Origin of the sequence: Pseudomonas sp. FSL R10-0399, assembly GCF_009600165.1 — a bacterium.
GTDB lineage: Bacteria > Pseudomonadota > Gammaproteobacteria > Pseudomonadales > Pseudomonadaceae > Aquipseudomonas > Aquipseudomonas helleri.
The window spans coordinates 1-10966 of record NZ_WIWK01000156.1; the positions used below are offsets into that span (position 1 = coordinate 1).

Sequence of the window (10966 nt, forward strand, 5' to 3'; positions counted from 1 at the left end):
GATCAACCGAAAATTGAGAATCCAAAACCGTGGCGCTCTACTCAGCATCCGTTAAACCCGTCAGCCGAAGCAGTGGCCGTTCCGCCACTGCCGCCGCAGCGTATCGGAATGCAGAGCGAATCACCGACGAGCGTACCGGCGAAATTCACGACTACACCCGCCGTTCCGGCGTGGATCACGTCGAGTCATTTGCTCCGGTCGGTATGGCTCCACAGTCAGGTTCTGAACTGTGGAACAAGGCCGAAGCCGCCGAGGTTCGTAAGAACGCCCGAGTGGCCCGGGAAGTACTGGTCGCACTGCCTCACGAACTTGACCAGGTACAACGCCGAGAGCTGGCCAAGTCGATTGCCCAGGGCTTGGCCGATCGCTACGGCACAGCGGGAACGCTTGCCGTTCACCAGCCCGACCGAGAGGGCGACAACCGTAATCACCACGTCCATATATTGATGACCACGCGCCGCCTTGATGCGTCGGGCCAGTTGGGCGAGAAGACCCGCGAACTGGACGATGTGAAGCGCGGCCCGCAAGAGGTGGAGTGGATACGGGCCATGATCGAGGGTCGAACCAACCAATCACTGGAGCGCGCCGGGCTTGAGGCGCGGGTGGATCGGCGTTCTTTGATTGAGCAGCGCGCCGCTGCGCTCGATGCCGGCGACATGGATCGAGCTGCGGAGCTGGATCGGCCGGCAACCCTTCACGAAGGCCCAAGGGTGACGCAGATCAGGCGCGAGTCGGCCCGTAAAGGCCGGGCGCCGTTGGGCGCTCTGGATCGAGCTGCAGCGAATGACCATACCCGTGAACTGGTGACCGACCGGGCTGAGTTGGGCATGGTGTCGGCACAGATTTTCAACTTTGAAAAAGCCCGTGCAGAGCGGGATGCACGCGAACAAGTGGCTAAAACCGCCGCTGATGGAATGGCCGCTTTCAAGGCTCGTTTCCAGCAAAACCAAGACTTCAACGCCCGTATTGATGCGGAGCGCGAACGCATGGCCAACGAGTTGCACAGAGTTGCCCTGGAGCGCGCCGCACTCGAACGGCAAGAGCAGGCCAAAGCGGCCTTAAAACGATTCGAAAAAGACCAGTTAAGCCACGATAAAGGCCCAAGCAAAGGCCGTGGCGGTCCTGACTTCGGCATGTGAGGGGAAGAATTTGAGCATCAGTGAGCAGGAGCTATTTGGCCTGATGGCAGTAGCCCAAGAGCAGCAGCAAGCTGTCAGTGAGGCACTGAAAAATCTAGAGGATCGACAGGTTGCACTGAATGCGGTCATAGCCCGAGCTGGTACAGCCGTTGAAGAGATGAACAAAGCGGGTCACGCATCGGCGCTTATCATCGAGAAGGCCACGCGGATCGCGGTCGAGAAGGCGGTTCAGGCCGCGCTAGCAAACGTCCAGCAGCAAACCCAGTCCACTCTGTCCGATTCAGTTACACCAGCTGTAAAGGCGCTACAGGGCGTTACAGCGCGTGCTGAGCAGGCGGAAGAAAGCCTGCACCAAGCAGCAAGCTCGATCAGCTGGAAGTGGGCCGCAATTTGGGTTTCGACTAGTTGCGTGCTGCTGGCCTCCATCGTGGGGTTGTCCATGCTTCTGGTACCCAGCCCCAACGAAATCGCGGATTTGCGGGCCAATGCGGCTGCCCTGGAAGCGAGAGGAGGCAAGATTCAGCTTGTTCAGTGTGGGCCTAGTAATAGGCTGTGCGCAAAGATCGATGTCAAAGCGAACAAAAGCACCGGGGGCTGGGGCACAGAGGGGCAATATATGATTCTGCAGGGGTACTGATGCGTACTGGCTGATTACGTTAAGACTGAGCGTAGTCAACGATTCGTTGAATAAGTGCTTAGCAGTTGCTAAACTGACTACATCAGTACAGACCGGAACCTTGGAAACAAGGGGTGCTGATTTCGGGCGTAAGCCCCCTAGCCAGTGAGCGGGATAAGCGAAAGCTGAAAGAATAGGCCGATATAGAGATTTACAAGAAGCCCCAATGCGAAAGCACTGGGGCTTTTTGCTGCGTGGCGTTAAACCGATTTTCCGGAGTTTCGCATTTCTAATACGTAACGAACGTTATGAGGCCTACCCTTCGGGAGCATCCCACGACCCCATTGGTCAACCTCGTAGGCTGAGATAATCCTTACCTTCAAAAGATTGGTAGTGCCGTTTGGTTTTCTTATGGAGAAGAAAATTGCGTAGTCATGCAGGTCCATACAGAAATAGCGCTGGTTGTTTTCGACATAGTAGGGAACCACTAGACCGGCGAAAAATCGCTTCTGTATGTACTCTGTAATTTGGGTGCTGCAATGGTAACGATCAGCGCAAAAGTATCTTTTTTCGTTGCCATACTTCAGAAGCTTTCCATTGCCTTTGTCGTCAGTAAAGCAGTGAAATCCGAAGTCAAATTTCACAGTTAATGCTTGCCCGTTTACCTGATACACCTCATCAAATGGATGCAGGTGTGCCATCGAAAGCGTTCTTCCATCAATTTCTAGATCCCACCACTTCATGTGACGCTTCCGACTGCACTACGAAAAGACAAGAGTATCTACATAGGGAGCTGCCGACCAGCAATGGCCGTCACGTAGCCTCTCTGTGATGCCTGTATCTGCTGGCTTATAGACTGCTTGGGTATCTAAATATCTAATGCCATCTGGTCAGTTTTAGCGATGGTAAAAATGAAGCCGGTGATCTTCCTGCCTTGCCTACGTGGCTCGGCTGTTACAGCTAGGTCGGTGCCCGTATTCAGCTCCTTCAGAGCCGGTTCTAGCACCCAACGGCGCATGTCTTTCACGTTAGGATATTTTTCGCCCAGATCGAGCATTTGCCGTAGCTGATCGAGGGTGCACTCTCGCTGGCCAAGCTTGAAAAATTGCCCCATTAATTCGTATAAACGGATGGCGTAAAAGCTGGATAAGTTGCCGATCTGCTTAAGCTGGTAGGTAGTAAATTCTTTGTTCAGCATCGTCAGGTGCGGCAACACGGTTGGTGAGAAGCCGAGTTCGACGCAGCCCTGGCCCTGCTTGTACTTCACATGAAAAACCCAGCGCATACGCTCAACTATTTTGCCTTTCGCGTAGCGGCGAATATCTCGCTCAAACAGCCGAGTAGCGGCATCGTTTAGAGCTTCATATGCGTTGTCCACGTCGAGTCCGAAGACTTCAGCAAATGAATCCGCCCGGATCGTGAAGTATCCATCTTTGGGTAGTGGCTTCCGAGGATCGATCATCGATGCAGCAGCCAATATCAAGCGCTTCTCATTTAGAGTCAGCGTATGCGATGACTCAATCAGTCTGTTTGACTGAGTAACCTTGTTATCGACGAGCTCCATCATTTCCCCCTTACCCGGAATCTCTCCCTGTTTGGTTTTGATTGGGGAGAGGGAGTAACTTAGCACACTCTCCCTGTTTTGTGGACGACACCCGGAATCTCTCCCCCTTCAACCCGGAATCTCTCCCCCTTCAACCCGGAATCTCTCCCCCTTCAACCCGGAATCTCTCCCTGAACTTCTCGTTTTACCCTTTAAAATCAATGGGTTGCAGCTCCGAAAACAAGGAAAAACAAGAAAAACAAGTTTTAAAAGGGCGGAGGGGGGGCAAAAATCTGATCTGAGCCTTAAGAGCGGCAGCCCTCCAGTCGCTGTGCGCCGGCCACTTCCGAGCACGGCCATAACTACACATGCGGCTGCTTCGCTCCTTCGCGCTGCTACCTACGGTCTGCGCGCTGTGCTTGCTAGCCATCGGGGTGTCGCTGGTCAGTGGCGGAACGCCGCTGGCTGGTACCCCCTAACAAGCACAGGGTGTCAGTCACCTGATACCAGACGTTTGAATGCTTCTTAGCCTTGCCCCTGCTCTTGCTCTTGCTCTTGCCTTCTAGGGTCATAACACGCTCTGGATCTATCCCAGCGAGTAGGGGCCCCCACTCTGGGGGTCGAGCTGGTGAGCGTAGCGAATGCTTTTCGCTTTTTATCCATTATATTAATCGTGCCGAATACATCGCTATTGTTTATGTGCAGGGATATGCCGAACGCATATACATATATACCGCGGCTGTGCTCGGTTGTGATTTAAGTGTGCTTGTCATATTGAGCTTAGCCCACTTTATGAAACCTTCTATCACCGTTATGTTAGATATCGCATCTGGAACGCATATTGGACCACTCTTATTTAAGTAATTAGTATTATACGCATCCGCAAATGTCCAAGCGTCTCGCCAACTTGTGAACTGCACACTGCAGATCATGGCAAGAGCTACATCTTCTTCGCTGGATTTTTTAGACAAGCTGCTCGTTTTCTTACAAGTATCCACGAGACCTTGTCCTGTGGACCAGGGGAAATCTTCTGCAAACGCTGGAATATGACTTACCAGCAATGAGCCTAATAGTGCTAGTTTTTGTATTTTTTTCATTCGTCTTGCGCCTCTATTTTTTTGGATTCGGCAAAATGGTTGGCGGTGCGTATAGTCTGCCAGAATCAGCCAAAATGGCTGATTTCTAAGGCTGAGGAGGATTTTATGCTAGGGAAATTGTGGGCCATTTCAAAAAAAACCGTATGGATTATTCTTCTATTTTGCTCAATCGCAATCGCTGGTTCAGTAGGTAAACAATTGGCTAAGGCGTGGATGACAAAATCGGACACGGAAAAGCTGACAAATGTTATTTCTGAATCTGTTAAGACGATCAATTCCCAATCGCCGAAACAGCTGGATCCTATTACACGGATTGACAGAACCGAGGCAGTCGATGGGTATAAAGTCAGGGCATATTATACTTTGATTAACTATCAGATGTATGCTCAAGGATTTAAATTGGCGAAACTGAAGGAAGTTACTGTTAAGAAGCTCTGCACAAATAAAGCCCAATACTCTAATTTGCAATTGGGTTTAGTTTGGGAGTATGTCTATAAGCAGGAAAATGGCGCAGAGGTTGGTAGGTTTAAAATCGGTAAGGCGGACTGCTTAGGTAATAATTAGTTTGTAATCTAATCAAATGATATGGTTGGTTTTACTAAACGTTTAAATGTATCAGATCCTTGCCCATCCTCTCCTAGCACAGCCAATCGTTCTGCGGGTCGAGTCAAGAAACCATCGAGCAATGAGAGTAGGGCCGCGCGTTTTTCGGTGGACTGGGTTTGTTGATGCAATACCGCCGCTCCGACCAAAACCTTAACCCTGTCTTCTGCCTTTTTGGCTGTGGCTTTTTGGCGTGCTTCTGCCTGCTGAATCTTGGCTGTGAGTTGGTCACGCTTTCGTTTCAGATCATCTAAATCAGCCATTTAGGTTTTGCCTTTGCTTGTGTAGGTTTTGGCCATTCTACGCTAGAGTATTGGCGTACACACTATTACCCAGAAAGAAGAGAAGGGCGCACTTACGCAAACTACGTTTGCAGGCGGTCGGCAAGCCGACAAATCAAAATCAGATCAACCGAAAATTGAGAATCCAAAACCGTGGCGCTCTACTCAGCATCCGTTAAACCCGTCAGCCGAAGCAGTGGCCGTTCCGCCACTGCCTCGGCTGACGGGTTTAACGGATGCTGAGTAGAGCGCCACGGTTTTGGATTCTCAATTTTCGGTTGATCTGATTTTGATTTGTCGGCTTGCCGACCGCCTGCAAACGTAGTTTGCGTAAGTGCGCCCTTCTCTTCTTTCTGGGTAATAGTGTGTACGCCAATACTCTAGCGTAGAATGGCCAAAACCTACACAAGCAAAGGCAAAACCTAAATGGCTGATTTAGATGATCTGAAACGAAAGCGTGACCAACTCACAGCCAAGATTCAGCAGGCAGAAGCACGCCAAAAAGCCACAGCCAAAAAGGCAGAAGACAGGGTTAAGGTTTTGGTCGGAGCGGCGGTATTGCATCAACAAACCCAGTCCACCGAAAAACGCGCGGCCCTACTCTCATTGCTCGATGGTTTCTTGACTCGACCCGCAGAACGATTGGCTGTGCTAGGAGAGGATGGGCAAGGATCTGATACTTTTAAACGTTTAGTAAAACCAACCATATCATTTGATTAGATTACAAACTAATTATTACCTAAGCAGTCCGCCTTACCGATTTTAAACCTACCAACCTCTGCGCCATTTTCCTGCTTATAGACATACTCCCAAACTAAACCCAATTGCAAATTAGAGTATTGGGCTTTATTTGTGCAGAGCTTCTTAACAGTAACTTCCTTCAGTTTCGCCAATTTAAATCCTTGAGCATACATCTGATAGTTAATCAAAGTATAATATGCCCTGACTTTATACCCATCGACTGCCTCGGTTCTGTCAATCCGTGTAATAGGATCCAGCTGTTTCGGCGATTGGGAATTGATCGTCTTAACAGATTCAGAAATAACATTTGTCAGCTTTTCCGTGTCCGATTTTGTCATCCACGCCTTAGCCAATTGTTTACCTACTGAACCAGCGATTGCGATTGAGCAAAATAGAAGAATAATCCATACGGTTTTTTTTGAAATGGCCCACAATTTCCCTAGCATAAAATCCTCCTCAGCCTTAGAAATCAGCCATTTTGGCTGATTCTGGCAGACTATACGCACCGCCAACCATTTTGCCGAATCCAAAAAAATAGAGGCGCAAGACGAATGAAAAAAATACAAAAACTAGCACTATTAGGCTCATTGCTGGTAAGTCATATTCCAGCGTTTGCAGAAGATTTCCCCTGGTCCACAGGACAAGGTCTCGTGGATACTTGTAAGAAAACGAGCAGCTTGTCTAAAAAATCCAGCGAAGAAGATGTAGCTCTTGCCATGATCTGCAGTGTGCAGTTCACAAGTTGGCGAGACGCTTGGACATTTGCGGATGCGTATAATACTAATTACTTAAATAAGAGTGGTCCAATATGCGTTCCAGATGCGATATCTAACATAACGGTGATAGAAGGTTTCATAAAGTGGGCTAAGCTCAATATGACAAGCACACTTAAATCACAACCGAGCACAGCCGCGGTATATATGTATATGCGTTCGGCATATCCCTGCACATAAACAATAGCGATGTATTCGGCACGATTAATATAATGGATAAAAAGCGAAAAGCATTCGCTACGCTCACCAGCTCGACCCCCAGAGTGGGGGCCCCTACTCGCTGGGATAGATCCAGAGCGTGTTATGACCCTAGAAGGCAAGAGCAAGAGCAAGAGCAGGGGCAAGGCTAAGAAGCATTCAAACGTCTGGTATCAGGTGACTGACACCCTGTGCTTGTTAGGGGGTACCAGCCAGCGGCGTTCCGCCACTGACCAGCGACACCCCGATGGCTAGCAAGCACAGCGCGCAGACCGTAGGTAGCAGCGCGAAGGAGCGAAGCAGCCGCATGTGTAGTTATGGCCGTGCTCGGAAGTGGCCGGCGCACAGCGACTGGAGGGCTGCCGCTCTTAAGGCTCAGATCAGATTTTTGCCCCCCCTCCGCCCTTTTAAAACTTGTTTTTCTTGTTTTTCCTTGTTTTCGGAGCTGCAACCCATTGATTTTAAAGGGTAAAACGAGAAGTTCAGGGAGAGATTCCGGGTTGAAGGGGGAGAGATTCCGGGTTGAAGGGGGAGAGATTCCGGGTTGAAGGGGGAGAGATTCCGGGTGTCGTCCACAAAACAGGGAGAGTGTGCTAAGTTACTCCCTCTCCCCAATCAAAACCAAACAGGGAGAGATTCCGGGTAAGGGGGAAATGATGGAGCTCGTCGATAACAAGGTTACTCAGTCAAACAGACTGATTGAGTCATCGCATACGCTGACTCTAAATGAGAAGCGCTTGATATTGGCTGCTGCATCGATGATCGATCCTCGGAAGCCACTACCCAAAGATGGATACTTCACGATCCGGGCGGATTCATTTGCTGAAGTCTTCGGACTCGACGTGGACAACGCATATGAAGCTCTAAACGATGCCGCTACTCGGCTGTTTGAGCGAGATATTCGCCGCTACGCGAAAGGCAAAATAGTTGAGCGTATGCGCTGGGTTTTTCATGTGAAGTACAAGCAGGGCCAGGGCTGCGTCGAACTCGGCTTCTCACCAACCGTGTTGCCGCACCTGACGATGCTGAACAAAGAATTTACTACCTACCAGCTTAAGCAGATCGGCAACTTATCCAGCTTTTACGCCATCCGTTTATACGAATTAATGGGGCAATTTTTCAAGCTTGGCCAGCGAGAGTGCACCCTCGATCAGCTACGGCAAATGCTCGATCTGGGCGAAAAATATCCTAACGTGAAAGACATGCGCCGTTGGGTGCTAGAACCGGCTCTGAAGGAGCTGAATACGGGCACCGACCTAGCTGTAACAGCCGAGCCACGTAGGCAAGGCAGGAAGATCACCGGCTTCATTTTTACCATCGCTAAAACTGACCAGATGGCATTAGATATTTAGATACCCAAGCAGTCTATAAGCCAGCAGATACAGGCATCACAGAGAGGCTACGTGACGGCCATTGCTGGTCGGCAGCTCCCTATGTAGATACTCTTGTCTTTTCGTAGTGCAGTCGGAAGCGTCACATGAAGTGGTGGGATCTAGAAATTGATGGAAGAACGCTTTCGATGGCACACCTGCATCCATTTGATGAGGTGTATCAGGTAAACGGGCAAGCATTAACTGTGAAATTTGACTTCGGATTTCACTGCTTTACTGACGACAAAGGCAATGGAAAGCTTCTGAAGTATGGCAACGAAAAAAGATACTTTTGCGCTGATCGTTACCATTGCAGCACCCAAATTACAGAGTACATACAGAAGCGATTTTTCGCCGGTCTAGTGGTTCCCTACTATGTCGAAAACAACCAGCGCTATTTCTGTATGGACCTGCATGACTACGCAATTTTCTTCTCCATAAGAAAACCAAACGGCACTACCAATCTTTTGAAGGTAAGGATTATCTCAGCCTACGAGGTTGACCAATGGGGTCGTGGGATGCTCCCGAAGGGTAGGCCTCATAACGTTCGTTACGTATTAGAAATGCGAAACTCCGGAAAATCGGTTTAACGCCACGCAGCAAAAAGCCCCAGTGCTTTCGCATTGGGGCTTCTTGTAAATCTCTATATCGGCCTATTCTTTCAGCTTTCGCTTATCCCGCTCACTGGCTAGGGGGCTTACGCCCGAAATCAGCACCCCTTGTTTCCAAGGTTCCGGTCTGTACTGATGTAGTCAGTTTAGCAACTGCTAAGCACTTATTCAACGAATCGTTGACTACGCTCAGTCTTAACGTAATCAGCCAGTACGCATCAGTACCCCTGCAGAATCATATATTGCCCCTCTGTGCCCCAGCCCCCGGTGCTTTTGTTCGCTTTGACATCGATCTTTGCGCACAGCCTATTACTAGGCCCACACTGAACAAGCTGAATCTTGCCTCCTCTCGCTTCCAGGGCAGCCGCATTGGCCCGCAAATCCGCGATTTCGTTGGGGCTGGGTACCAGAAGCATGGACAACCCCACGATGGAGGCCAGCAGCACGCAACTAGTCGAAACCCAAATTGCGGCCCACTTCCAGCTGATCGAGCTTGCTGCTTGGTGCAGGCTTTCTTCCGCCTGCTCAGCACGCGCTGTAACGCCCTGTAGCGCCTTTACAGCTGGTGTAACTGAATCGGACAGAGTGGACTGGGTTTGCTGCTGGACGTTTGCTAGCGCGGCCTGAACCGCCTTCTCGACCGCGATCCGCGTGGCCTTCTCGATGATAAGCGCCGATGCGTGACCCGCTTTGTTCATCTCTTCAACGGCTGTACCAGCTCGGGCTATGACCGCATTCAGTGCAACCTGTCGATCCTCTAGATTTTTCAGTGCCTCACTGACAGCTTGCTGCTGCTCTTGGGCTACTGCCATCAGGCCAAATAGCTCCTGCTCACTGATGCTCAAATTCTTCCCCTCACATGCCGAAGTCAGGACCGCCACGGCCTTTGCTTGGGCCTTTATCGTGGCTTAACTGGTCTTTTTCGAATCGTTTTAAGGCCGCTTTGGCCTGCTCTTGCCGTTCGAGTGCGGCGCGCTCCAGGGCAACTCTGTGCAACTCGTTGGCCATGCGTTCGCGCTCCGCATCAATACGGGCGTTGAAGTCTTGGTTTTGCTGGAAACGAGCCTTGAAAGCGGCCATTCCATCAGCGGCGGTTTTAGCCACTTGTTCGCGTGCATCCCGCTCTGCACGGGCTTTTTCAAAGTTGAAAATCTGTGCCGACACCATGCCCAACTCAGCCCGGTCGGTCACCAGTTCACGGGTATGGTCATTCGCTGCAGCTCGATCCAGAGCGCCCAACGGCGCCCGGCCTTTACGGGCCGACTCGCGCCTGATCTGCGTCACCCTTGGGCCTTCGTGAAGGGTTGCCGGCCGATCCAGCTCCGCAGCTCGATCCATGTCGCCGGCATCGAGCGCAGCGGCGCGCTGCTCAATCAAAGAACGCCGATCCACCCGCGCCTCAAGCCCGGCGCGCTCCAGTGATTGGTTGGTTCGACCCTCGATCATGGCCCGTATCCACTCCACCTCTTGCGGGCCGCGCTTCACATCGTCCAGTTCGCGGGTCTTCTCGCCCAACTGGCCCGACGCATCAAGGCGGCGCGTGGTCATCAATATATGGACGTGGTGATTACGGTTGTCGCCCTCTCGGTCGGGCTGGTGAACGGCAAGCGTTCCCGCTGTGCCGTAGCGATCGGCCAAGCCCTGGGCAATCGACTTGGCCAGCTCTCGGCGTTGTACCTGGTCAAGTTCGTGAGGCAGTGCGACCAGTACTTCCCGGGCCACTCGGGCGTTCTTACGAACCTCGGCGGCTTCGGCCTTGTTCCACAGTTCAGAACCTGACTGTGGAGCCATACCGACCGGAGCAAATGACTCGACGTGATCCACGCCGGAACGGCGGGTGTAGTCGTGAATTTCGCCGGTACGCTCGTCGGTGATTCGCTCTGCATTCCGATACGCTGCGGCGGCAGTGGCGGAACGGCCACTGCTTCGGCTGACGGGTTTAACGGATGCTGAGTAGAGCGCCACGGTTTTGGATTCTCAATTTTCGGTTGATC

General features: G+C 51.2%; 14 protein-coding genes. 7 read left to right on the plus strand and 7 right to left on the minus strand.

The genetic code is table 11. From position 1 onward, the window contains the following. Window positions 1-29: 29 nt before the first annotated feature. A complete protein-coding gene (gene mobQ, locus GHO41_RS26900) occupies window positions 30-1139 on the plus strand; it encodes a MobQ family relaxase (protein WP_323370203.1) in 1110 nt (369 codons plus the stop codon). A gap of 10 nt (window positions 1140-1149) precedes the next feature. Beyond that, window positions 1150-1776 (plus strand): hypothetical protein, encoded by a 627-nt coding sequence (locus GHO41_RS26905; protein WP_153357630.1) that lies wholly within the window; start codon window positions 1150-1152, stop codon window positions 1774-1776. A 239-nt stretch (window positions 1777-2015) separates the two neighbouring features. Here the strand turns inward: GHO41_RS26905 and GHO41_RS26910 are convergent, their stop codons facing one another. From GHO41_RS26910 to GHO41_RS26920, 3 genes are all read right to left on the minus strand, one after another. After that, window positions 2016-2456 (minus strand): hypothetical protein, encoded by a 441-nt coding sequence (locus GHO41_RS26910; RefSeq protein WP_153357642.1) that lies wholly within the window; start codon window positions 2454-2456, stop codon window positions 2016-2018. Between the two features lie 167 nt (window positions 2457-2623). After that, a complete protein-coding gene (locus tag GHO41_RS26915; protein WP_153357639.1) occupies window positions 2624-3319 on the minus strand; it encodes a replication initiation protein in 696 nt (231 codons plus the stop codon). 674 nt (window positions 3320-3993) lie between these two features. Next, a complete protein-coding gene (locus GHO41_RS26920) occupies window positions 3994-4395 on the minus strand; it encodes a Rap1a/Tai family immunity protein (RefSeq protein ID WP_153435129.1) in 402 nt (133 codons plus the stop codon). A 105-nt stretch (window positions 4396-4500) separates the two neighbouring features. On the opposite strand from GHO41_RS26920, the gene GHO41_RS26925 reads away from it, so the two are divergent. Beyond that, window positions 4501-4959, plus strand: coding sequence for a hypothetical protein (locus tag GHO41_RS26925; protein ID WP_153357636.1), 459 nt, complete (start codon window positions 4501-4503; stop codon window positions 4957-4959). A gap of 8 nt (window positions 4960-4967) precedes the next feature. On the opposite strand, the gene GHO41_RS26930 is transcribed toward GHO41_RS26925, so the two are convergent. Continuing rightward, window positions 4968-5261, minus strand: coding sequence for a hypothetical protein (locus tag GHO41_RS26930; protein WP_153357633.1), 294 nt, complete (start codon window positions 5259-5261; stop codon window positions 4968-4970). A 444-nt stretch (window positions 5262-5705) separates the two neighbouring features. Between GHO41_RS26930 and GHO41_RS26935 the strand changes: the two genes are divergently transcribed. Continuing rightward, window positions 5706-5999, plus strand: coding sequence for a hypothetical protein (locus tag GHO41_RS26935; protein ID WP_153357633.1), 294 nt, complete (start codon window positions 5706-5708; stop codon window positions 5997-5999). A gap of 8 nt (window positions 6000-6007) precedes the next feature. Here GHO41_RS26935 and GHO41_RS26940 read toward each other — a convergent pair whose 3' ends face one another. After that, complete coding sequence (locus GHO41_RS26940) at window positions 6008-6466, minus strand: hypothetical protein (protein WP_153357636.1); 459 nt, start codon at window positions 6464-6466, stop codon at window positions 6008-6010. A gap of 105 nt (window positions 6467-6571) precedes the next feature. Between GHO41_RS26940 and GHO41_RS26945 the strand changes: the two genes are divergently transcribed. From GHO41_RS26945 to GHO41_RS26955, 3 genes are all read left to right on the plus strand, one after another. Further along, window positions 6572-6973 carry a Rap1a/Tai family immunity protein gene (locus tag GHO41_RS26945; RefSeq protein WP_153435129.1) on the plus strand — a complete coding sequence of 134 codons (402 nt, stop codon included), beginning with the start codon at window positions 6572-6574 and terminating at the stop codon, window positions 6971-6973. Between the two features lie 674 nt (window positions 6974-7647). Beyond that, window positions 7648-8343 carry a replication initiation protein gene (locus GHO41_RS26950; RefSeq protein WP_153357639.1) on the plus strand — a complete coding sequence of 232 codons (696 nt, stop codon included), beginning with the start codon at window positions 7648-7650 and terminating at the stop codon, window positions 8341-8343. A 167-nt stretch (window positions 8344-8510) separates the two neighbouring features. Continuing rightward, window positions 8511-8951 (plus strand): hypothetical protein, encoded by a 441-nt coding sequence (locus GHO41_RS26955; protein ID WP_153357642.1) that lies wholly within the window; start codon window positions 8511-8513, stop codon window positions 8949-8951. A gap of 239 nt (window positions 8952-9190) precedes the next feature. On the opposite strand, the gene GHO41_RS26960 is transcribed toward GHO41_RS26955, so the two are convergent. Together GHO41_RS26960 and mobQ (GHO41_RS26965) are read right to left on the minus strand one after the other, a co-directional pair. Continuing rightward, on the minus strand, window positions 9191-9817 hold the full coding sequence (locus GHO41_RS26960; RefSeq protein WP_153357630.1) for a hypothetical protein: 627 nt from the start codon (window positions 9815-9817) through the stop codon (window positions 9191-9193). 10 nt (window positions 9818-9827) lie between these two features. Then, window positions 9828-10937 (minus strand): MobQ family relaxase, encoded by a 1110-nt coding sequence (mobQ, locus tag GHO41_RS26965; RefSeq protein WP_323370203.1) that lies wholly within the window; start codon window positions 10935-10937, stop codon window positions 9828-9830. Window positions 10938-10966: the final 29 nt, after the last annotated feature.

What these genes read in the sequence shown, in the direction of transcription:
- GHO41_RS26910 (WP_153357642.1), bottom strand. Translation starts at nt 2,456, where the DNA reads ATGGCACACCTGCATCCATTTGATGAGGTGTATCAGGTAAACGGGCAA.
- GHO41_RS26915 (WP_153357639.1), bottom strand. Translation starts at nt 3,319, where the DNA reads ATGGAGCTCGTCGATAACAAGGTTACTCAGTCAAACAGACTGATTGAG.
- GHO41_RS26920 (WP_153435129.1), bottom strand. Translation starts at nt 4,395, where the DNA reads ATGAAAAAAATACAAAAACTAGCACTATTAGGCTCATTGCTGGTAAGT.
- GHO41_RS26925 (WP_153357636.1), top strand. Translation starts at nt 4,501, where the DNA reads ATGCTAGGGAAATTGTGGGCCATTTCAAAAAAAACCGTATGGATTATT.
- GHO41_RS26930 (WP_153357633.1), bottom strand. Translation starts at nt 5,261, where the DNA reads ATGGCTGATTTAGATGATCTGAAACGAAAGCGTGACCAACTCACAGCC.
- GHO41_RS26935 (WP_153357633.1), top strand. Translation starts at nt 5,706, where the DNA reads ATGGCTGATTTAGATGATCTGAAACGAAAGCGTGACCAACTCACAGCC.
- GHO41_RS26940 (WP_153357636.1), bottom strand. Translation starts at nt 6,466, where the DNA reads ATGCTAGGGAAATTGTGGGCCATTTCAAAAAAAACCGTATGGATTATT.
- GHO41_RS26945 (WP_153435129.1), top strand. Translation starts at nt 6,572, where the DNA reads ATGAAAAAAATACAAAAACTAGCACTATTAGGCTCATTGCTGGTAAGT.
- GHO41_RS26950 (WP_153357639.1), top strand. Translation starts at nt 7,648, where the DNA reads ATGGAGCTCGTCGATAACAAGGTTACTCAGTCAAACAGACTGATTGAG.
- GHO41_RS26955 (WP_153357642.1), top strand. Translation starts at nt 8,511, where the DNA reads ATGGCACACCTGCATCCATTTGATGAGGTGTATCAGGTAAACGGGCAA.